The sequence below is a fragment of the Thermosynechococcus sp. M98_K2018_005 genome (assembly GCF_015295825.1).
GTDB lineage: Bacteria > Cyanobacteriota > Cyanobacteriia > Thermosynechococcales > Thermosynechococcaceae > Thermosynechococcus.
In genome coordinates this window covers 1-21067 of sequence record NZ_DVEH01000087.1, presented here as the reverse complement: position 1 = coordinate 21067, position 21067 = coordinate 1, and the positions used below count along the sequence as shown (strand labels likewise).

General features: G+C 53.8%; 18 protein-coding genes. 7 read left to right on the top strand and 11 right to left on the bottom strand.

What is annotated here, in order from left to right; translation table 11 throughout:
* Positions 1 to 18 precede the first annotated feature (18 nt).
* The 6 genes from IGQ15_RS11020 to IGQ15_RS10995 form a co-directional block, all read right to left on the bottom strand.
* Positions 19 to 354, bottom strand: a complete 336-nt coding sequence (locus tag IGQ15_RS11020; protein ID WP_297051719.1) for a rhodanese-like domain-containing protein — start codon at positions 352 to 354, stop codon at positions 19 to 21.
* A 52-nt stretch (positions 355 to 406) separates the two neighbouring features.
* A complete protein-coding gene (locus IGQ15_RS11015) occupies positions 407 to 1954 on the bottom strand; it encodes an NAD(P)H-quinone oxidoreductase subunit N (RefSeq protein WP_297051717.1) in 1548 nt (515 codons plus the stop codon).
* A gap of 144 nt (positions 1955 to 2098) precedes the next feature.
* Complete coding sequence (locus IGQ15_RS11010) at positions 2099 to 2995, bottom strand: LD-carboxypeptidase (RefSeq protein WP_297051716.1); 897 nt, start codon at positions 2993 to 2995, stop codon at positions 2099 to 2101.
* A 1-nt stretch (position 2996) separates the two neighbouring features.
* The gene (locus IGQ15_RS11005; RefSeq protein ID WP_297051714.1) at positions 2997 to 3533 is read right to left on the bottom strand and encodes a DUF2808 domain-containing protein; all 537 of its coding nucleotides are present in this window, start codon (positions 3531 to 3533) and stop codon (positions 2997 to 2999) included.
* A 3-nt stretch (positions 3534 to 3536) separates the two neighbouring features.
* Positions 3537 to 4058 carry a transcriptional repressor gene (locus IGQ15_RS11000; protein WP_297051712.1) on the bottom strand — a complete coding sequence of 174 codons (522 nt, stop codon included), beginning with the start codon at positions 4056 to 4058 and terminating at the stop codon, positions 3537 to 3539.
* 183 nt (positions 4059 to 4241) lie between these two features.
* Positions 4242 to 6068, bottom strand: a complete 1827-nt coding sequence (locus IGQ15_RS10995) for a penicillin-binding protein 1A (protein WP_297051745.1) — start codon at positions 6066 to 6068, stop codon at positions 4242 to 4244.
* 280 nt (positions 6069 to 6348) lie between these two features.
* Here IGQ15_RS10995 and tyrS point away from each other — a divergent pair, with 280 nt between their 5' ends.
* The 4 genes from tyrS (at position 6349) to IGQ15_RS10975 (ending at position 11425) form a co-directional block, all read left to right on the top strand.
* A complete protein-coding gene (tyrS, locus tag IGQ15_RS10990) occupies positions 6349 to 7575 on the top strand; it encodes a tyrosine--tRNA ligase (RefSeq protein ID WP_297051743.1) in 1227 nt (408 codons plus the stop codon).
* A 199-nt stretch (positions 7576 to 7774) separates the two neighbouring features.
* Positions 7775 to 7951, top strand: a complete 177-nt coding sequence (locus IGQ15_RS10985) for a hypothetical protein (protein ID WP_297051709.1) — start codon at positions 7775 to 7777, stop codon at positions 7949 to 7951.
* Between the two features lie 8 nt (positions 7952 to 7959).
* Positions 7960 to 10698: a pitrilysin family protein gene (locus IGQ15_RS10980; protein WP_297051707.1), complete on the top strand. Its 2739-nt coding sequence runs from the start codon at positions 7960 to 7962 to the stop codon at positions 10696 to 10698.
* Positions 10699 to 10702: 4 nt separating this feature from the next.
* On the top strand, positions 10703 to 11425 hold the full coding sequence (locus IGQ15_RS10975) for a cytochrome c biogenesis protein CcdA (RefSeq protein ID WP_297051706.1): 723 nt from the start codon (positions 10703 to 10705) through the stop codon (positions 11423 to 11425).
* A 107-nt stretch (positions 11426 to 11532) separates the two neighbouring features.
* Here IGQ15_RS10975 and IGQ15_RS10970 read toward each other — a convergent pair whose 3' ends face one another.
* Positions 11533 to 12711, bottom strand: a complete 1179-nt coding sequence (locus tag IGQ15_RS10970) for a F420-0:Gamma-glutamyl ligase (protein WP_297051704.1) — start codon at positions 12709 to 12711, stop codon at positions 11533 to 11535.
* 75 nt (positions 12712 to 12786) lie between these two features.
* On the opposite strand from IGQ15_RS10970, the gene IGQ15_RS10965 reads away from it, so the two are divergent.
* The gene (locus tag IGQ15_RS10965) at positions 12787 to 13563 is read left to right on the top strand and encodes a DUF1350 family protein (RefSeq protein ID WP_297051702.1); all 777 of its coding nucleotides are present in this window, start codon (positions 12787 to 12789) and stop codon (positions 13561 to 13563) included.
* A gap of 48 nt (positions 13564 to 13611) precedes the next feature.
* Positions 13612 to 14853, top strand: coding sequence for a tryptophan synthase subunit beta (gene trpB, locus IGQ15_RS10960; RefSeq protein ID WP_297051699.1), 1242 nt, complete (start codon positions 13612 to 13614; stop codon positions 14851 to 14853).
* A gap of 1 nt (position 14854) precedes the next feature.
* Here trpB and asnS read toward each other — a convergent pair whose 3' ends face one another.
* From asnS to IGQ15_RS10945, 3 genes are read right to left on the bottom strand one after another with little or no spacing between them, the layout of a single operon-like run.
* Positions 14855 to 16228: an asparagine--tRNA ligase gene (asnS, locus tag IGQ15_RS10955; RefSeq protein ID WP_297051697.1), complete on the bottom strand. Its 1374-nt coding sequence runs from the start codon at positions 16226 to 16228 to the stop codon at positions 14855 to 14857.
* Positions 16229 to 16239: 11 nt separating this feature from the next.
* Positions 16240 to 18669 carry an endonuclease MutS2 gene (locus tag IGQ15_RS10950; RefSeq protein WP_297051695.1) on the bottom strand — a complete coding sequence of 810 codons (2430 nt, stop codon included), beginning with the start codon at positions 18667 to 18669 and terminating at the stop codon, positions 16240 to 16242.
* A complete protein-coding gene (locus IGQ15_RS10945; RefSeq protein WP_297051694.1) occupies positions 18641 to 19633 on the bottom strand; it encodes an FHA domain-containing protein in 993 nt (330 codons plus the stop codon). The genes IGQ15_RS10950 and IGQ15_RS10945 overlap by 29 nt, the downstream gene beginning before the upstream one ends.
* A 194-nt stretch (positions 19634 to 19827) precedes the next feature.
* On the opposite strand from IGQ15_RS10945, the gene IGQ15_RS10940 reads away from it, so the two are divergent.
* Positions 19828 to 20304, top strand: coding sequence for a DNA starvation/stationary phase protection protein (locus IGQ15_RS10940; protein ID WP_297051692.1), 477 nt, complete (start codon positions 19828 to 19830; stop codon positions 20302 to 20304).
* A 25-nt stretch (positions 20305 to 20329) separates the two neighbouring features.
* Here IGQ15_RS10940 and IGQ15_RS10935 read toward each other — a convergent pair whose 3' ends face one another.
* Positions 20330 to 20668 carry a hypothetical protein gene (locus IGQ15_RS10935; protein WP_297051691.1) on the bottom strand — a complete coding sequence of 113 codons (339 nt, stop codon included), beginning with the start codon at positions 20666 to 20668 and terminating at the stop codon, positions 20330 to 20332.
* Positions 20669 to 21067: the final 399 nt, after the last annotated feature.

Sequence of the window (21067 nt, the reverse complement as noted above, 5' to 3'; positions counted from 1 at the left end):
CTCTCCCAAGGCAATCAACTAATAACGGGGTAGGGTTGGATCCACTGCCGCAGCATAGGCATCAATACCACCGACAATGTTCTTCACATTACGGAATCCCTGCTGAATCAACCAGTGACCCATTTGCGCTGATCGCACACCGTGGTGGCAGAGTACCAAGGTTTCCCGATCTGGATCAAAGAGCTGGCAAATTTGGGGCGACCATTGGGGAAACGCACTCAAGGGCAAAGGCGTAAAGTGAGGAAGATGGGCGATCGCCCACTCCTCTGGTTCCCGCACATCAATGAGTTGCAAGGTATTCGCCTCTGTAGCTAGGCGTTGCGCCAATTCCACCACTGTGATTTGTCCTAGCATGGCTTCCCTCTAATTCTAGGGGGATAGATCGGGGAGCGTACTAAAGTCATTCTTAAGATTCACCTGGCGGCGGTAGGCTTTGGTAAGCCACCTCGATAACCGTTGGTTGGTGAGCCACTTGGGGCACATCTAGCACTGCCGTATTCACCAAGTTAAAGAGGGGATTGGCCAAGATACCCGCTAAGGAAGTGGCAATCACCGTCATCACTAAACCCACCTGCAAAGGACGCATACCAAAGCTCGACCAAGACACCTCTGGGTAGTTTTGCACTGCTGGCGACATTTCTTGGGGTTCCTTGACCACCATCATCTTGACGACGCGGATGTAGTAGTAAATCGAGATCACACTCGTTAATAGACCCAGCAGCACCAGACCATAGGCACCCGCTTGCCAGCCCGCCCAGAAGAGGTAAATCTTACCAAAGAAGCCCGCCAAGGGAGGAATCCCGCCCAAGGAAAGCAGACATAGGCTTAGGCCGAGAGTGAGCAGGGGGTCTTTTTGATAGAGGCCCGCATACTCACTAATTTGATCGGTACCGGTGCGCAGGGAGAAGAGAATGACACAGGTAAAGGCGCCAAGGTTCATGAAGAGATACACCAGCAGGTAAAAGAGCATACTGGCATAACCTGCCTCAGTGCCAACGACAAAACCAATCATCACAAACCCCGCCTGACCAATGGAGGAGTAGGCCAGCATCCGCTTCATGCTGGTTTGGGCAAGGGCAACCACATTACCGAGAATCATGCTGAGGATCGCCAGCACGGTAAAGATGAGTTGCCACTGATCGGTGACACTGGGGAAGGCCAAGGTCAAAAAGCGAATGGCAAGGGCAAACCCAGCCGCTTTGGAACCAACGGAGAGAAAGGCAACCACAGGCGTAGGGGCACCCTCATAAACATCAGGCGTCCATTGGTGAAAAGGCACCGCCGAAATTTTGAAGCTAATGCCAGCAATAACAAACACTAAGGCCACCACCAGACCCAAGGATTCTGCAGAAAGAGCTTGGGCAATTTCTGGCAATTGGGTGTGCCCACCGGAAAGACCATACAACAGTGACGAGCCATAGAGGAAAATGGCAGAACTGGCCGCACCAATCAGGAGATATTTCAAGGCGGCTTCGTTGGAGCGGCTATCGCGCTTGGTGTAGCCGGTGAGCAGATAGGAGGCAATACTCAGGGTCTCTAGCGCTACGAAGATAAACACCAGTTCTTGGGCACCGGCAATGAACATGCCACCCACCGTGGCGGTCAACAGAATCGTCATAAATTCGCCGAGGGAACTGCCCGTTTGCTCAACATAGCGAATGGACATCAGAATGGTGCCCAAGGCTGAAAGGGCAATTAGTCCCCGGAAGAAGAGGCTGAGGTGATCGGAAATAAAGCTGCCAAAGAAGCTGACGGTGTTGGGCTGAGTCCACAGGGGAATCATCGTGGCGATCGCTCCCCCTAAAGCAACAATGGCAAAGTAGGGAGTCCAGCGATCAGCTTGCCGTCCCTGAATCAAATCCGCTAAGAGAACGACGAGCAGCGTCACAATCACGATGGTTTCCGGCAAAATGGTGCCTGCATTAAGCTGTCCGGCCAGTGTCACCAAATCCATAACTCTTTACGCGCCTTGATGGAATCCCCCATATCTTACCACCGAGATTTTCATTTGATTGTTTGCCAGCGATCGGCTTCTGCTTATGAATGGGATTAGTTTTTACCAATCTCGGCGACTTGAAGATCAGGTTTTGATTTGTTCTCATAGGAGGACTTGCAAAAATCCGCGATCGCCATCTAGCTCAGCTGCCACCCCCACGGGCAACGCGGCATTCACCCCCTCATGGCCAAAGGGCAGGTCACTGACAATGGGAATTCCCAACTCCGCCAAGCGATCCCCCAAAACCTCAATGACACGAAAATTGGGCTGAGTGGTCGCATCCTCACAGCGACTAAAACGACCGAGGGCAATCCCCTTAATCTGATGCAACACACCACTGCGGCGCCACTGCGTCAGCATACGGTCAATGCGATAGGGGGCCTCACCCACATCCTCTAGGGCCAAGATCACATTCTCAAAAGAAGGACAATCAGGCGTTGCCAGTAAATGAGTTGCAACCGTTAAATTCCCCACTAAGAGACGACCCTGCACCACACCGCCCCCCCAACCGGTGCCCAAGAGCGGCTCTAGGGGTTTGCCCCGCACCAGATCAAAAAGCCGCTGCCGACTCCAAAGGGGTTCTGCCGCTAGCGTGGTGAGTACTGGGCCATGGACGCCGGCCACCCCTTGGGCAGCATAGCTCCACAGCAGAGCCGTAATATCCGAAAAACCAATCAGCCATTTCGGCGACACCGCTGGCCACTGCCACTGCTCCAACAAACGAGTCGCCCCAAATCCGCCCCGCCCGCAGAGAATGCCCTTAATAGAACTATCTTGCAATAAGTGCCGCAGGCGATCGCGCCGCTGTTGATCGGAACCCGCAAGGTAGCCCCAGCCTGCAAAGGTAGCCTCATCGACAATCACCTCATAGCCCTGGGCTTGCCAACAGGCCACCCCCTGCCAAAAAGGTTCCCCTTGGCGGAGGACACCACTGGGAAAGGCGACGGCAAGGCGATCGCCCGGCTGCAGGGGAGGCGGTAATGTTGCAAAGACGGTCACGTTAGAAAAAATTAGAATTGCGGTAAAACTGCAAGCGACCTGTGCCGATATTTTGACCCATGGCGCGATCGCCCCCCCGAGGAAAGGCTGTTACAGCAAAAAGATACGTCCCATCCTGCTGGGGATTGCGCACAGGAGCAACCTCAACCCGCAAGTACGACCCCGCTGGCACAGGGGGATCAAAGGTCACTTTGAGCAGCGCTGAATGGCCATCAAAGGTCACCTCGCCCAAGGGAATCGGCTGGCGGGAGCGATCGCCGATAAACGCACGGGTACGTTGGGGCAAAAAATAAATCCTCTCAATGGCGGGCAGTTGCTGAATGTCAAGACGGGCAAGGGGTTCGCCTGCGGTGGTCGGTATCTGCACAATGAAGTTGTAGGTGGTATTCCTCAGCCACACTTGAGGATAGCGGGTATTAGCTTCAACAAAAATGGGCGGCTGATCAAAGGCCACCCGACCATCGGGAAACTCAACCCCTAGGATTTTAGGGGTCAAAGCGGCTATGCCAACAAGGGCGATCCCTAGGGGTCGTCGCATCCCTTATTTACCCCGCAAGGGGGGTTCTGTGCCGTGGGCGATCGCGCTACTACAGACCCAGTTTTCCGGTAGGCCGGGGTAACCGCGCCGCAACGCCTCTGGACAAATGGTATAGATCGTCAGTTGGCAATCAATCAGTTGCAGACCATACTTCTCCGTTTGCTTCAAGGCGTGCTTGAGAATGGAGTCATTATCAAACTCGGTCGTGCGGTTGCATTGCACACACACCATGTGGTGATGGTGGTGCGGAGACATTGTATTGAGTTCGTAGTGCTTGTGTCCCTCGGCAAGCTCCAACTCCCGCAGAATACCCATCCGTGACATCAACTTCACTGTGCGATAAACGGTGGATAAACTAATGGAGTGCCCCTGTTTGCGCAACTCATGGTGGAGGTCTTCAGCGCTCAGGTGGTTGCCCTTAGGCAGATTCTGGAAAATATTGAGAATGGTTTCTCGCTGTGGCGTCAACCGCCAGCCCTTCTCATTCAGTTCTGCCTTTAAGGCTGCTGCTGTATAAAGTGGCATAGGAGATTCGCTAGATCGGCCGATATTTGGTTTGCATGATAGCCGACAACAAGTGTCATTTGCAACAACTACAGCTTATTGATAATAATTACAATGGTTTTACTGAACTTTCTGCAAATGAGTTGCAACACCCAAGCCCGATCTAAGCAATCATCAATCGGTTGAATCGTCTAGAACCAATCCTTAATTTGTTTGCCGTTGCGGCTTGGGTCGCTGGAACTTCGACATTGGAGTAAAGTCTTCGACGGGCACATCCTTGAGTGCCTGACTCATGAAATCCCGCCAAATGGGTGCCATAAAGCCCCCCCCCGTTGCTCCCTGCCCCAAAGGCGCATAGTTGTCATTCCCTGCCCAAACAGCCGCTGAGAGTTGCGGCACATAACCGACAAACCAAATATCCCGCTCAGAAGAGGTGGTGCCTGTTTTCCCTGCGGCGGGGCGGCCAATGTTGGCTGCTGTCCCTGTCCCACTGGTGATCACACTCTGCAGCGTATTGTTTAGGGCGGCGGCGGCCCAAGGATCAAGCACGAGTTTGGGGCGCGGTGTGTGATCCAAGAGCAAATTGCCACTATTATCCGTCACTTGAATAATCGTTGTGGTGGGGGATTGCCAGCCATTATTGGCAAATGTGGCATAGGCAGCAGCCATTTCCAAGGGCGTCAGATCCACAGCCCCCAGAGGTAGGGAAACCACGGGAAGCATCGGACTGGTAATGCCAAGGGTACGACAAATTTCAATGACGCGCTCAATGCCCACCTCTTGGCCAAGAACAATAGCGGGAATATTGCGGGACATGGCTAAAGCCATGCGCATGGACATCCCACCCATAAAGGAGCCATCGTAATTTCGCGGCACATACCACCCACTGCCATCGCGATACCTGACGGGTGAGTCGTTAATTCCAGAATCGGGAGTATATTTGCCACTGGCATAGGCAGCATAAAAGACAAAGGGCTTAAAGGCAGACCCCGGCTGACGCATCGCTTGGGTAGCGCGATTAAACTGACTGCGGTTGTAGTCCACACCGCCCACAAGGGCTTTGACATAGTGCGTTCGTGGATCTACCGCCGCCAAAGCCAACTGATCCGCGCGCACACCACTGCCCCGGAGGGTTTGATAGCCGCGTTGGATTGCCTCTTCGGCCATTTTTTGCACTTTGACATCAAGGCTACTTTGTACCCGCATTCCCCCACGGATGACCGCTTCACGACCAAATTGGCGGGTCAACTCCTGGAACACAGCATCCGTAATCCAAGGGCTACGACTGCGCTGGAAGGAGGTAATTTCCCCCAACTTGATGGGTTCTTGGGCAGCCGCCGCCCCCTCTTGGGGGGTAATCCAATCCAATTCCACCATCCGATCCAGCACCAATTGCTGCCGTTCTTTGGCGAGGTCAAAATCCACAAAGGGGCTATAGGCCTCGGGCGCTTGAATAATCCCAGCCATCATGGCGGCCTCGGCAAGCGTGAGATCAGCGGCATTTTTTTTGAAGTAGCTTTGGGCTGCGGTTTGTACGCCGTAGGTATTGTGGCCCCAATAGACCTGATTGAGGTACATCTCCAAAATTTCATCTTTGCTGAAGAGCTGCTCGAGGCGCATGGCCAGAACGGCCTCAGCCACTTTACGGCTGATGGAACGATCTTGAGACAAAAAGAGATTTTTCACCAATTGCATCGTCAGGGTAGAGCCACCCTGTACGGTACGCCCAGACGTGAGGTTGACCATCAAGGCACGGGAAACACCAATGGGATTAATACCACGATGCTGGTAGAAGCTACTGTCTTCGATCGCCATCACAGCCAGCTTCAAATTGGGCGAAATTTCGTTAAGGGGAACGACTTCGCGGTTTTCTTCATCGTGAAGGCTCACAAGGAGTGTGCCCTTGGCATCGTAAATGTGCGTCGTTTCACTGGGAATGTAGCCCCGCAGCGATCGCACATCTGGCAGATTCCGAAAGCTAATCGCCAAGCCCAGCAGCCCGCCGCCGATAGCCGCACAACCAAAGGTCATCCCGACAAGGAAGGTACGGTTAGCAATTTGTAGTACCCCACACCAGAAGTTTTCATCTTGGGAGCGAGTTTGGGAGGGGTTTTTGCCAAGGGTAGTGGTGGACACGACAGTCGCTTCCTCACGCCAATTATTTTTTGCTTCGTATATGATTTTTTTATTGGGATAAAAGTAGGGGATGGCAAAATTGCCGCGCGATCGCAATTGATTGCTATCATAGCCATCCTAGACCAGAAAATGTCCTTGCCCAAATCCAATGCCCAATCCACTGCCCCATCAAGTGATGTCTTCAGATCTTGAGGCCACAATGGCACGGCTGCAGCGCGGTGTTGTCGAAACGTTTCCCCATGTCCCTGATTCCACCAAACCCGAAGAAAATCTCTGGGCCTATTTGCGGCAAACCCAGCGCCCGCTGCGAATTAAGTTTGGCATTGATCCTACGGGCAGTGAAATTCACCTCGGTCATAGCATTGTCCTGCGCAAGTTACGCCAGTTTCAGGATGCGGGTCACTGTGCCGTGCTGATTATTGGTGACTTTACGGCTCAAATTGGCGATCCCACAGGGAAGTCGGAGGTGCGCAAACAACTCACCCCTGAGGAGGTGGCAGCCAATGTGCAAACCTACCTTGAGCAGGTGAAGCCCATTTTGGATTTTGAGACCCCCGGCCGCCTAGAAATTCGCTACAACTCGGAGTGGCTCGCCAAGCTGGATTTGCGGAAAATTCTCGAGCTACTGGGAACGATGACTGTCGGCCAAATGCTGGCCAAGGAGGGGTTTGCCGAACGCTACGCCAAGGAAACGCCCATTTTTCTCCATGAGTTTCTCTATCCATTGATGCAGGGCTATGATTCAGTGGTGGTGGCGGCAGATGTGGAATTGGGAGGGACGGATCAAAAGTTTAATATTGCCGTGGGGCGCGATTTACAGCGTCACTTTCGCTTGCCAACGGTGCAGTTTGGCCTGCTGATGCCAATCCTAGTGGGCACCGATGGGGTACAGAAAATGTCCAAGTCCCTTGGCAACTATGTGGCGCTTACGGAGTCGGCAGCCAGTATGTACTCCAAGCTCGAAAAAATTCCCGATGCCTTGGTGAACCAATACATTGAGTTGCTCACGGATTTGCCCTTGGAGAGTTTACCCACCAATCCCCGCGATCGCCAGAAGGCCTTAGCCCTAGAAGTCGTGAGTCAATATCATGGGCGCGATCTCGCCCTGCAAACCCAAGCGGAACTAGCGGCGATTGTCACCCAGGGGCAAACGGCACAGGCGGGATCGATTCCAGAGTATTCTCTGGGGGAGTTTCAGTTTCCTGTGAAGCTGACCTATGTACTCAGTCACACCAAGCTCTGCCCCAGTAGCAGCGAAGCACGGCGGCAAATCCAAGGGGGTGGCGTCCGCCTCAACAGTGAGAAAATTACTGATGTGGACTTTACCCTCACTGCCCCTGAACCCTATGTCAACCAAGTGCTGCAAGTGGGCAAGAAAAAATTCCTGCGTTTTGTGCCCTAGGGGTTTTTTCGCCTTCTCTGCCAAGATTCATTCAAGATAGAGATAGAGCGTTCAGGAAAGCTAGCAGATGAGTGAGTAGGCCTTTCAAGCCCAGGTACTCAGTGAGTTGCAAGCGTTGCGCACAGATGGGGAGAAGCTGCAAACAGATGTCACTAATCTTCAGACCGACCTACACCAGCTCCAAAGTGATATGAGGGAGTTGGCCACTCAGGTAAAAAATCAAGAGTACAAGCTTGAGGTCTATCAGCGGAAAACCGATGCTATGGTACGGATAGTAACAACGATTATTATTGCGGCAGCATCGGTGGGGGTTCTGTCGAGTCTTTCGCCGGCGATTACGGCACTGGTGAGCGCGATCGCCCACCGAGGGAATTAACTACAACGATGACCCTAGGGCTAGTGCCACGATTCGTTAAAATCTTCTTATTTGTTGGCTTGATGCTCTTGAGTACCAGTTTGGCTGTGATTTTTGCCCTGCACACGGTAGAAGGACTCGGTAGTAGTGTGACCAAAACAGTTTTAGATAATGGCCTCACGGTGCTGATTAAAGAGATTCCCACAGCACCCGTCGTGAGTTTACAGGTGTGGTATCGCGTGGGTTCTCGCCATGAACCCAAGGGAGAAAATGGGATTGCTCACCAACTGGAGCATTTGATGTTTAAGGGCACCAAAAGCCGTCCCGTACAGTTTGGTCAGTTGTTTTATGCCCTTGGCAGTTCTTCCAATGCCTTTACTAGCTACGACATGACCGCCTACCACCACACGGTGCGCGCTGACCAACTGGAACCACTGCTGATCCTTGAAGCCGATCGCCTGCGCAATACCCTGATGACCCCCGATGCCCTTGAGAGTGAAAAGCGGGTGGTGATCTCGGAGCTGCAAGGCTATGAAAATAGTCCTGAATATCGCCTCAGTCGTGCAGTGATGGCAGCCCTCTATCCCCATCATCCCTACGGTTTACCAGTGGGGGGAACGGCCAGGGATGTGGAGCAATTTACACTGCCAGAGGTGAAGCGCTTTTATCACCAGTACTATCGCCCCGATAATGCGGTTGTGGTCATCGCTGGCGATGTCCGTCCCCCAAGGGCACTGGAACTGGTCAAGAAAACCTTTGGGCAGATTCCTCAGCCAACCGACCCCTTCAAGTCTCCCTCCTTGCCGCCGCCAACGGCAGGTCAAGCCCAGCGAATTCGCCTCAGGGAACCGGGAAGTGCGCCGCTTTTACAGATTTTGGTACCCATTCCAGCCATAACCCATCCAGATCAGGCGGCCTTGGATGTGCTGGATATGCTCCTCAGTGGCGGACGCAGTTCGTACCTGTATCAGGAATTGATGGAAACGGGTCAAGCCAGTTCGGCGTACTCCTATGTGGCAGCGTTACAGGCGGGGGGCTGGTTTGAAATAGGGGCGATCGCGGCCCCGGAGCAATCCCTTGAGACGATTGAGCAAACCATCGGCCAGATTCTCAACCAACTCGCGCAGTGTCCCCTCACCGCAGGTGAATTGCAACGTGCCAAACAACAGCTTAAGGCCAATTTTATTCTCCGCAATCGCGACATTGATGCCCAAGCTAGTCAGCTGGCCAACGATGAAATCCTAACGGGAGATTACCGCTTTAGCGATCGCCACCTTGCGGCCATTGAAAAAGTCACAGCTGCGGATGTTCAACGAGTTGTGCAAGCCTACTTTGGGCGCGATCGCTGGATTGTGGGGGAATTTATTCCCAGTGAATTTGCCGATGTCGAGCTTTCAGGTCGGCCAAGTGCCCAAACCACCGCCCATAATCTTGTGGGTGAGCCAGTGGATCCGCAAACCATTGCCGCCTATTTACCCCAAGGGAGTGGGCAGGCTGCCCCTGAGGTCAACAAAAATAGGGTGGAAACCTTTACCCTGAAAAATGGCCTGCGGGTGCTCTTACTGGTGGATCGCAGTACACCAACGATTACGCTGGCGGGGCGCATTGACGCAGGAACAGCCTACGATCTGCTGACGCAACCGGGGGTTGCCAACCTCACTGCTGCCAATCTTCTCAATGGCACGCGGCGCAAAAATGCCCTGACGCTGGCACAAACCCTTGAGGATCGCGGCATTAGCTTAGAATTCAGTGCCTTCCGCGATGGAGTGGATATTGAGGGCTATGCCTTAGCCAGTGAACTGCCCACTTTGTTGCAAACCCTTGGTGAAGTCCTTCAAGAAGCCACCTTCCCAGAACCAGAGGTCAAGCTTAGCCAACAACGCTATCTCACGGCTTTGAATCTTGAGGCTGATGATCCTGTGCGCTGGGGACGCCGTGTCCTGCAACAAACCCTCTATCCCGCTCATCATCCCCTGCATCCCTTTGCCACGCCTGAATCTGTACAGGCGATTCAACGCCAAGACCTGTTGAACTTCTACGGTACCGCCTATACGCCAGATCACACGATTTTGACCCTTGTGGGAGATTTTGACGCGGTGGAGGTGCGATCGCGCCTCAATGAAATTTTCGGCTCATGGCAGCCCGAAACGGACCCCCTTGCCCTAACCTTTCCTGCGGTTTCGCCCCCTGAGCAAACCCTCTTTAAGAATGCGGTGATTGCCGGTAAAAGCCAAGCGATTACCTATCTAGGGGCGCCGGGGATCGATCGCCGCGATCCTCGCTTTTACGCAGCGATGCTGATGAATCACATCCTAGGGGGAGACACGCTGGCCAGTCGCTTGGGCACAGAGATTCGCGATCGCCAAGGCTTGACCTACGGCATCCATAGCTTCTTTAGTGCCAGTTGTCAGGCAGGGCCTTTTATTATCCAACTGCAAACGGCTCCCGAAGATACCGCCAAGGCGATTCAAGCCACGCTGCAACTCCTGCGGGAGGCGCGCCGCCAAGGATTCACTGCCGCCGAACTCGATGCGGCCAAGCGCAGCCTCAGCAATACCTACATTGTGGAGTTAGCGAACGTGGATGTGGTGGCACGGACGCTGTTGGGAAATGCCAGTGTGGGCCTACCGCCAGAGGAATTGCAACAGTTTAGCGATCGCCTGAAGACCGTCACATTGGATCAGGTGAATCAAGCGCTGCGAGACCTCATTGATCCAGACCACCTCGTGATTGTCACTGCCGGTCCAACCGTTTCCTTTAGCCCCTAAGACGATGGCCAGCCTCAGCTTAAGACTCTATCAACTGGAACAGTGGGCCAACCAATGGGTGACGGGTCAACTCAGTGATCTGACTGTGTTCAGTGTCGGTATTGTCTTTCTCGCGGGACTCCTCACCAGTCTGACGCCCTGTACCCTCTCTATGCTGCCGATTACGGTTGGTTATATTGCTGGCTACGCCACAAAGCAAAATGGCTCCATCGTCCGTCAATCCCTTTGGTTTGCGCTGGGTCTTGCCAGCACCTTAACGGTTCTCGGCATGGTAGCTGCCGTTGCGGGACGGATCTACGGTCAAGTGGGCTGGGGGTTGACGATTATTGTGAGTGTTGTGGCGATTCTCATGGGCTTAAACCTGCTCAATGCCCTACCGTTGACATTTCCCCGCAATCGCTTCTTAGAGGAATTACCGGATCGCGTCCCTGCGGGCCTACAGGCCTATACCCTGGGGGCAACCTTTGGCTTGGTGGCAGCACCCTGTAGTACCCCTGTCTTGGCAACACTCTTGGCGTGGGTAGCAACAAGCCAAAAGCTCCTGGTGGGGGCAGGTTTGCTCTTGGCCTACACCACGGGTTATGTTGTGCCCTTGATCCTGGTGGGTACCTTTAGTGGTGCCTTGCAAAAGTTGCTTGCCCTGCGGCAGTGGTCGAGTTGGATCACACCCTTGAGTGGCGTGCTACTCATTGCCTTTGGGGTCATTGCTTTGGCCATTCGGCTCTAGCGATCGATTGTCTTCGGATTTTCCGTATTAGTCGCAGAGCAGTTTCGAAGAAGGTGCTGTGCTGGGATTCTTTCCCAGTCGAATCAATGGAAACGCTTTGGAAACCCTTAAGCGTGGGGACGAATTAGAACAATGGGGGTCTGCTCATCGGCATTGCCTGCAGGATTTTTCTTCAGGGCAGCGGTCAGTAATTGGCTAGAGACTCCCTTGCTGGCAGCGAGAACTTTGACGGCACCTAAATCATTGACATCCACAATGGCGATGCCCAAGCCCGTTTTTGCGGCAAGGTCATCTACAACGGCTTGGGGGTTGGCAGGTCCCATAACAATAAATTGATCGTAGGGGGGCAGGGTACCTGTCACATCGTCAATGAGGCGGGCTTGTTCCCCAGCCAATTGATAAAAGCCCCCTTTGTGGCCAAATACTTTGGCGATCGCCCCCCCCAAAAAGGCCAAGAGTACCCGTAGCTCGCCCACTTCCTCAACCAAGGCTTGCATGCCACAGGCCGTTGCCAAACTGGAAGTCGGTAAGAAGAACTGGCACACCCGCGTTGCTACCCAGCCAGGGCGCAGTTGGGCGGGATCTTTGAGGCGGCCTTGAATAATGGCAATGGGGGTTTCGCCAATGGCGACAATATCGCCTGCTTGGGCATGGGGCATGACGTAGCGATTGAGTACCTCTAGGGGAATATCCAAGGGCGTCAGTAAATGGGTGCGAATGGGGAGTACCTGACACCCTTCCGCCTGTCGCCACACACCCGTATCTCCCTTGGCCGGAAACTTCAGCGGGATAAATTCATGGTGGGTTTTCAGGAAGCGACCATGGGGGCCATAGGCAATGTAGTGAATCTTGACCCAAGCGGCCTTGACCTCGCTCACGCCAATTCCCTGCAAATCCACACAAATTTCGACATTCGTTTGCTTTGTGGACTTGACGATATAGGCAAACCAATAGCCATCGGCACGGGGGGGACACTCTGGCTCTGGGTGGCGGGGGATGACCTGCACATCCGTGTGGATCATATCGACACGGCCATCGGACAATAGCACCACCTCTGCGCGTAAGTCTGGCACCATCACCTCAAGGCCACGGTGGGGGTTGCTCAGTCCCAATAGCCCGACAAAACGGTAGTGGGTGGGCTCATAGATTTCCAGATTCCAAGTGGCGCGGATCACTTCAAGGGGATGGGCTGGCCGCTGGCGATACCGTCCTTCCAAACCAATCACTACCAAAAGGGCTAGTAATCCTAAGGCGGCTGCCCCTATGCCAATAACTGTTGCAATCATGGCGTGTCCTATACCACTGCATTTCCCGTATTCGCTAGATTACAGTCAGTTAGGCATTTTTGGAGTGACTGGACTTTGGAGTGGCAAGAGGTTCGCGGCAGTTGGCTGTGCCTTCCCCAGCGTCCCTTGGGGTGGATTCACTTTCTGGGGGGAGCTTTTGTGGCAGCGGCACCGCAATTGACCTATCGGCGCTTGTTGGAGCACCTAGCGGAGGCTGGCTATGGCATTATTGCCACGCCCTTTGTGAATAACTTTGATCATGGGGCGATCGCCCTCGATGTGCTGAATAAACTCGACTATGCCCTTGATTGGTTAATCTATTGCCGAGGCTACCCGTCGGCATTGCCCATTTATGGCCTAGGCCACAGTATGGGCTGTAAGCTCCACCTGCTGATCAATAGTCTCTACGATGGCGATCGCGCCGGCAATATCTTCATGGCCTTCAACAACTACCCCGCCAGTCAATCCATTCCTTGGATGGAAAACCTTGCCCCTGTGGGTGTCGAATTCAGTCCCAGCCCGACAGAGACCGAAAAACTGATTCAAGAGCGCTATCCTGTGCGCCGTAATCTCTTGATCCGTTTCCAAGAGGACGATATTGACCAAACGGCCCGCCTGCGCAGTCTCCTCAGAGCCAAATTTGGCGATATGGTCACTGCCTTAAAGCTACCGGGGAATCACCTCACCCCCCTCAGCCAAGGGCTCAAGTGGCAAGTCGGCGCAGAATTTTCTCCCCTAGATGCCATCGGCCAGTGGATCAAGCAAAGTCTCTTTCCCGAAATGCACATTCTTGAGGAGTGTCTGTTGGAGTGGCTCAATCCCTTGGGCACTGCCCGCCGTTCCCGCCCGTAGCGTGGCATAATCACCTAAGGAACCCTTGATGAAGAAAGAACTTTGCCCGTGACTGTTGCCCCCTCTGCTGCCCTCAGTGCCGCCGCTCGCCCCGATCCCCGTGGTCGCTTTGGTCGCTTTGGTGGCAAGTATGTTCCCGAAACGCTGATGCCCGCCCTCAGTGAACTCGAGGCGGCCTTTGCCCACTACCGCCAAGACCCCGACTTTCAAGCTGAATTGCAGCAACTTCTCCAAGACTATGTGGGTCGTCCTAGTCCCCTCTACTTTGCCGAGCGCCTCAGCGCCCACTATGCCCATGATCAAGCCCAACCCCAGATCTATCTGAAACGGGAAGACCTCAACCATACGGGTGCCCACAAAATCAACAACGCCCTCGGGCAAGTCCTCCTTGCCAAACGCATGGGCAAGCAGCGCATTATTGCTGAAACGGGTGCCGGCCAGCATGGGGTAGCGACAGCAACAGTGTGTGCCCGCTTTGGTCTCCAATGTGTGATTTACATGGGGGTGCAGGATATGGAGCGGCAGCGGTTAAACGTGTTGCGGATGCGTCTATTGGGAGCAGAAGTGGCGCCCGTCAGTGCCGGTACAGGAACCCTGAAAGATGCCACCTCCGAAGCGATTCGCGATTGGGTCACGAATGTTGAAACCACCCATTACATCTTGGGTTCAGTGGCGGGGCCCCATCCCTACCCAATGCTAGTGCGGGAATTCCATGCCGTCATTGGGGCGGAAACACGGCGCCAGTGCCTTGAGAAATGGGGCGGGCTGCCCGATATTCTGCTCGCCTGTGTTGGCGGCGGCTCCAATGCCATGGGGCTCTTCCACGAATTTGTTGAGGAACTGCAGGTGCGCTTAATTGGTGTTGAGGCTGCGGGTCAAGGGGTGGACACGGGTCATCATGCTGCCACCCTCACCAAAGGGGAAGTGGGGGTACTCCACGGCGCCATGAGCTATCTATTGCAGGATGCCGATGGTCAGGTGGTTGAGGCCCACTCCATCAGTGCCGGTTTAGACTATCCAGGCGTGGGGCCAGAGCATAGCTACCTCAAGGACATTGGTCGGGCAGAATACTACAGTGTCACCGATGCTGAGGCCGTGGCTGCCTGTGTGCGCTTAGCTCAGTTGGAGGGGATTCTGCCTGCCCTCGAAACTGCCCATGCCTTGGCCTATCTGGAAACGCTATGCCCACAATTGAGGGGGCAGCCGCACATTGTCATTAATTGTTCAGGACGCGGCGATAAGGATGTGGAAACGATTGGCCGCTATTTTGAGGCACAGCAAACCCCCTGACCTAGAACTCCGCATTCCCCGGCGTACGGGGAAAGGGAATGACATCACGGATATTGTCCATCCCTGTCATAAACTGCACCAGCCGCTCAAATCCTAAACCAAAGCCGGCATGGGGGACACTGCCATAACGGCGCAAATCCAAGTACCACCAGTAGGGGGCAGGGTCTAGGCCTTGGGTCAGAATTCGCTCCTGCAAGACGTCAAAGCGCTCTTCGCGCTGGGAGCCACCAATGATCTCGCCAATCTTGGGTGCAAGGACATCCATTGCTGCTACGGTTTTGCCATCTTCATTGAGGCGCATATAGAAGGCTTTGATGGCAGCGGGATAATCATAGACAATCACGGGGCGCTGGCAGTATTCCTCAGCAAGGTAGCGCTCATGCTCCGATTGCAGGTCTAGCCCCCAAGCCACCGGAAATTCAAAGGCGCGGCCACTCTTTTCAAGGACTTGAATGGCTTCAGTGTAACTGAGGCGGGCAAAGGGTTGGCTGGCCATCTGTTCGGCAGTCGCCATGACGCTATGATCAATCCGCTCCTGAAAGAAGGCCATATCCTCTGGGCAGTGGTCAAGGACATAGCGAAAGACAAACTGCAAAAAGGTCTCCGCCAGTTCCATATCTCCCATCAGGTCACAGAAAGCCATTTCTGGCTCCACCATCCAAAACTCGGCAAGGTGACGGGAGGTATTGGAGTTTTCGGCGCGGAATGTGGGACCAAAGGTATAGACATTGGTAAAGGCTGTGGCCATAATTTCTGCCTCCAATTGGCCACTGACGGTGAGGTAGGCACGACGACCAAAAAAGTCTTGACTGAAGTCAATATTCCCCTCTGAGGTGAAATCCAGTGTGGTGACGGTAAAGAGTTCCCCAGCCCCTTCGCAGTCACTGGCGGTAATGATCGGGGTGTGTACCCAGAGGAATCCCCGCTCCTGAAAGAACTGGTGAATGGCAGTGGCACAGGCATTGCGCACTCGCATCACCGCGCCTAGGGTATTGGTTCGCGGTCGTAGATGACCAATGGTGCGTAGAAACTCAAAGCTGTGGCGTTTCTTTTGCAGGGGATAGGTTTCTGGATCGGCTCCGCCCCAGAGGTGAATCTGCTGGGCATGGAGTTCAATGGTTTGGTTTTTGCCGGGGGAACGCACCAGTTCGCCACTGAATTCTGCGGCAGCCCCTGTGGTCAGGTCTTTAATGGCTGGTGTGGCTGCTGCCACGGTGTTGGGAATGACCACCTGCAACCCGGCTAGGGTTGAACCATCGTTGACGTTGACAAACGTACATTCCTTGAGTTCGCGTTTGGTGCGCACCCAGCCCTTGACGGTGACGCGATCGCCCACTTGACCTTGATGAAGAATGTCCTTAATCCGCTGCTGCATGGATCTCGTTCCTATAACTGCACAATAGTTACCCCCCGGCCACCCTCTTCAGGAGGCGCAAGGTGATAGCTTTGAACGCTGGGGTGCTGATCTAAAAATTGATGCACAAACTGGCGGAGGGCGCCACTGCCGTGGCCGTGGATAATCCAAACCGTTCCCTGCTGGCGGTTGAGAAATTCCTCTAGGAGAGGTTCCGCCTCGTGGGTACGCTTGCCCCGCAGATCGAGGGTACGGCTCTCTGTGCGAATGGCGGGTGCTGGGGTGCGAGAAGTCGGTGGGGGGGGGCCGGGCTTGGGTTTAGACGGTGTGTGTACCGGTTCCCCTTTGAGGGACTCTACGGCGTGGGGCGGCACAGTAAATTTCACGGAACCCACTTGGACGACAATATCTCCCTGCTGGCTGACACTGAGGACTTCACCCACCTGTTGCCATTGGGGCAAACGAACGCGATCGCCCGGTTGAGGAATAAAGCCAGCGGGCGGGGGGGGTGGTAAATAAGTTTTCTCAATCTGATGCAGCGCCGTTTGGGCAGCTTGCACCTGCTCGGGACTGTTGGCGCGTTGCAGTTGAGCAATGACTTTGGCAATTTCCTGCTGTGCCCTACTGAGAGCCGTGCGTACCTCTTCTTCCAATTGTTGACGAAGTTGCTGCTGGCGTTGTCGCAGTTCCTGGGCTTTGGTGGCAATTTCTTGGTAGAGGGCTTCAGTATCGCGAAGCAGGGTTGCCGCTGCAGTGGTTTTCGACTCCTGCACTTGGCGTTGTGCCACTAGCCCGCTAATCATCTCATTGACACTGTTGCTATCGCCGCTCAAAAAGGCCTTGGCACCTTCAACAATACTGGGGTGTAGCCCCAACCGCTGGGCGATCGCTAACGCATTGGATTGTCCCGGAATGCCCCACAGCAGCCGATAGGTGGGCGCTAGGGTCTCCTCATCAAACTCAACGGAGGCATTTTCAAAGCGGCTATCCTGATACTTGAGAGCCTTGAGTTCGCCATAGTGAGTGGTGGCAAAGGTGAGACTGGCGCGCTCTGCCAGATAGCGCAACAGGGCGATCGCCAAGGCTGTACCTTCACTGGGATCGGTGCCTGCCCCCACTTCATCGAGAAGCACCAGTGTATTGCCGCCTGCAACCTCCAGTTCCGTGAGAATATCGCGAATATTGCAGATATGACTGGAAAACGTGGACAGGTTTTGGGTGAGGGATTGCTCATCACCAATGTCTGCCCAAATGCCCGTAAACCAAGGCAACTCTGCGGGCGCTGCCGCCGCCACATACAACCCCGCCTTGGCCATGAGGGCAGCTAATCCCACTGTTTTCAGTGTTGCTGTTTTCCCCCCCGTGTTCGGGCCGGTAAGGGTCACCACCTTCGTGGCGGGCTGCACTTCAATGTCAATGGGAATAACCTTTTGTCCCTGTTCATAGTGCTCCTGCCACACCAAGAGGGGATGGCGCAAGGCCTTCAGGTGCAGCCGCGTATCACTGACAAATTGGGGTGGGTTTCCCTGCAACCAGAGACTATAGTGGGCACGGGCAACTGCCATATCGAGGGTGGTCAGCACATCGAGCAGATACCACAAATCATCACTAATTGCGGCCAACTGATCCGAGAGGGCTTGGCAAATGGCGCGTTCGGCCTCAGCCTCCTGATGGGCGAGTTGTTGCAGGCGGTTTTGCAGGTCAATGGTTTCCTGTGGCTCAATGTAGAGCGTGGCACCACTGGCGGAGAGATCGTGGACAATCCCCGGCATCTGGTCTTTGTGGGTGGCTTTGACTGCCAACACATAGCGATCGCGCCGTTGGGTGACCACCGCCTCTTGAATGGCACTTGCTCGCTGCTGAAGAAGTTGCTGAAGTTGCTGCTGGATTTGGGCGCGACACTGCCGTTGCTGCTGACGAATCTGAGCCAATTCTGGACTCGCGCGATCGCTGACTTGTCCCTGATCGGTAATGCAGCGGTAAATCTCTTGAGTCACCTCAGGATAGGTACGAACCCCGCCCACCAGTTGTTGGAGTTCATTGAGTTGCTCGTGTTCCTCAATTTGACGCCGCTGTTGCCGCGCGGCACTCAACAGGTGGGCGATCGCCAGCAATTCCGTGCCTTGTAAACAGCCCTGATGATCCAGTCGCTCAAGGGCAGGTTCAATATCCGTCACTTGGCTAAAATCTAAGCGCCCTTGGTGCACCGTTTCTAGAGCAATCACCTCTGCGGTTTGCGCCAACAGCACCTGACTAGCCGCTTGGGTACTCCCTAGGATGTCTCCCCCTTGAAGCTGACGCATCCCCCGCTTTGTCGAAGCAAACGTTGCCAACTGCTGACATAGACGCGGCCACTCCAACCGCCCTAGGGACTTATCGAGCGCACTGATTTGTGACGTTGTAACAACCAATGTTCGCCATCTGCTGAAAACACTACTTCCACTGACTGTAGCACTGCTCATTCATCCGTGCAGCGGTTCTAGAGGACAATTCCGTATCCACGGCATCTTGCAGTTTCAGGAGGGTACTGGTGAGGGCTTCAGGATTGAAGTAGGTCCACTTAATGGCTTTGGCGATCGTTTGCAATCGCTCGGTAATACTCGTGAGATCGCCAAACATATTTTCGCGGGGCAAACCTGCAAAGAGGGCCATCGCGCCCTGATTGACCGACCACCTGCACTCCGATTCATGGACACGGGTACGCATGCCACTGAGGAGAATGATATTCATTTCTGGATAGCGCTGGCGATACTGGCGACAAAAATCGTAGGGATTGATTTTTGGCATCCCCAAATCCAAGAGCAATAGGCTGATTTTGCAGTTGAGGGACTCCAGATGGGCAATGATTTTTTCTAACTCAAAGTGGGAAGTTGCCCAAACCGTCGAAATGCCTTGGGAGTTCAATAATTCCCGCCACATCTCCCCTTGGGTACGCGAAGAGTGGGCCATCAACACCGTGACTTGACCCTTGCTCTCATGGGAATGATTGGTGTAGGGGTGAGGACTCGGCACATCCCGCAGGTCAATGTATTCTAATTCTGACTCACCAATGGAAATGCAATCGCCGTGTTTGAGGATATGGGGCGCGTGGATACGGTGATTACCGATAAATGTCCCGTTCATGCTTTTGAGGTCGGTCAAACAATAGCGATGATCCGCCTGACGCTCAATGCGAATGTGATGCCGCGAACACCAGCGATCGGGTAGGACAATATCACAGTCTTTACTTCGGCCAATTTGCCAAGCGGGTAACTGATCCAACACAATTGAACGTTGCATGTAAACTGAGTGCAATAATAATCGTGGTGTGGGTGCCGCTAGAATCAGCTCACTGGGACGCATGAACCCCCGCTGCTGTTCACCAGAGCGAGTTGGCGATTGTAGGTGGGGGACATAGGTGTCGGGGCGATTGGCCGAAGCATCCATAGGAGCAGCTAAAGAAACACTAAATTCAGTTGATTATTATGCTGTTTATCCTAGCGTTGCTGAGCAGCAAGGAACCATCTTCATCTTAATGTCAATAGAATGGCAGTAGTACCCCTACAGGTTGCTAAAGCGTACTCGTTATGAGTATGATTGATTAAGACAGGACAGCTCAATGACTGTCAAAGGAGACCGCTATGAGTGCAACAACAACGCTGAAAGAGCAAGTGCTGACCACGCTGAAACGGGAACAGGCCAATGCAGTGGTCATGTATTTGAACTACAAAAAGTACCATTGGTTAACCTACGGCCCTTTGTTTCGGGATTTACACCTGCTCTTTGAAGAACAGGGGTCAGAGGTTTTTGCGATGATTGATGAACTGGCTGAGCGTAGCCTCATGCTGGATGGTCAACCCGTGGCAGACCCAGCAGACTACCTAAAAGTGGCAACGGTAACTCCCTCCAGTGGCCAACTCACGGTCAAGCAAATGATCGAGGAAGCGATCGCCAACCATGCGCTGATCATTACTGAGATGCACCAAGATGCCGAAATCGCCACTGAGGCTGGTGATATTGGTACCGCTGATCTCTACACCCGCTTAGTGCAAACTCACCAAAAACATCGCTGGTTCCTCAAGGAGTTTTTGGCCAAAGGCGATGGCTTGGTGAACTAGCACCCCTCCCTAGGGGGTTGAGCCTCTAGTTGCGAATCCCCCCATTGTAGTTAACAGTGGTGCGTCCGTCAGGCGCCACGGTGACCACTGTTTCAATGGTGGGCAGCGGCTGTGGAACTCCATTCTTGACCTGGTAGCCCAAAATACGAAATGTGTAGGAGCCATCTGCGTTGCGGACGTAGGGTGCTTGGCGTACAGGTCCGTACATCAAGGCCTCAGCGCGATAGCGAGTCAATCCCCCATTGACTCGTTCTGCGGCCTGGCGAGCATAGTTTCGAGCACGAACTAACTCAGCAATATTAGGCACTTCAGAACTGGTTCCTTGGGCTAGGGTGCTAGTAATAGGCAAAAAAACGGTGCTCACAAGGAAGATCCCGCCTAGCGTGGCCATCCTTCCTCTAGCTGCTGATTGCCAGCGGCTGCTTCCCATACTCCAGTTTCCTAAGCGCACATTAACTCAATTATGCTACTGAATGAGTGGGAAAAATTTGATCTAACAATATACAATAACAGCATCTGTTAAGATTTTAGATATTTTGTTAAGCTTACTCAAACTGTTTGCCAAGCTGCCGTCGGAGGTATTGAGGGCAGGCTACCATAGTAGCAGATAGGGTGTTAGCATTGCTGAGATCTAGGATTAAAGAGCGTCAGTAACACCACACCTTATCCGTATTGATTGAGTGGGTTTTCTAGAAGGAGTTACTTTATGGCGATTAATGCAGCAAAACTGCAAGCAACATTACAAAAGTTTGTTGCTGATGTC

What these genes read in the sequence shown, in the direction of transcription:
- IGQ15_RS11020 (WP_297051719.1), bottom strand. Translation starts at nt 354, where the DNA reads ATGCTAGGACAAATCACAGTGGTGGAATTGGCGCAACGCCTAGCTACA.
- IGQ15_RS11015 (WP_297051717.1), bottom strand. Translation starts at nt 1,954, where the DNA reads ATGGATTTGGTGACACTGGCCGGACAGCTTAATGCAGGCACCATTTTG.
- IGQ15_RS11005 (WP_297051714.1), bottom strand. Translation starts at nt 3,533, where the DNA reads ATGCGACGACCCCTAGGGATCGCCCTTGTTGGCATAGCCGCTTTGACC.
- IGQ15_RS11000 (WP_297051712.1), bottom strand. Translation starts at nt 4,058, where the DNA reads ATGCCACTTTATACAGCAGCAGCCTTAAAGGCAGAACTGAATGAGAAG.
- IGQ15_RS10995 (WP_297051745.1), bottom strand. Translation starts at nt 6,068, where the DNA reads ATGACCTTTGGTTGTGCGGCTATCGGCGGCGGGCTGCTGGGCTTGGCG.
- tyrS (WP_297051743.1), top strand. Translation starts at nt 6,349, where the DNA reads ATGTCTTCAGATCTTGAGGCCACAATGGCACGGCTGCAGCGCGGTGTT.
- IGQ15_RS10980 (WP_297051707.1), top strand. Translation starts at nt 7,960, where the DNA reads ATGACCCTAGGGCTAGTGCCACGATTCGTTAAAATCTTCTTATTTGTT.
- IGQ15_RS10975 (WP_297051706.1), top strand. Translation starts at nt 10,703, where the DNA reads ATGGCCAGCCTCAGCTTAAGACTCTATCAACTGGAACAGTGGGCCAAC.
- IGQ15_RS10970 (WP_297051704.1), bottom strand. Translation starts at nt 12,711, where the DNA reads ATGATTGCAACAGTTATTGGCATAGGGGCAGCCGCCTTAGGATTACTA.
- asnS (WP_297051697.1), bottom strand. Translation starts at nt 16,228, where the DNA reads ATGCAGCAGCGGATTAAGGACATTCTTCATCAAGGTCAAGTGGGCGAT.
- IGQ15_RS10950 (WP_297051695.1), bottom strand. Translation starts at nt 18,669, where the DNA reads ATGAGCAGTGCTACAGTCAGTGGAAGTAGTGTTTTCAGCAGATGGCGA.
- IGQ15_RS10945 (WP_297051694.1), bottom strand. Translation starts at nt 19,633, where the DNA reads ATGGATGCTTCGGCCAATCGCCCCGACACCTATGTCCCCCACCTACAA.
- IGQ15_RS10940 (WP_297051692.1), top strand. Translation starts at nt 19,828, where the DNA reads ATGAGTGCAACAACAACGCTGAAAGAGCAAGTGCTGACCACGCTGAAA.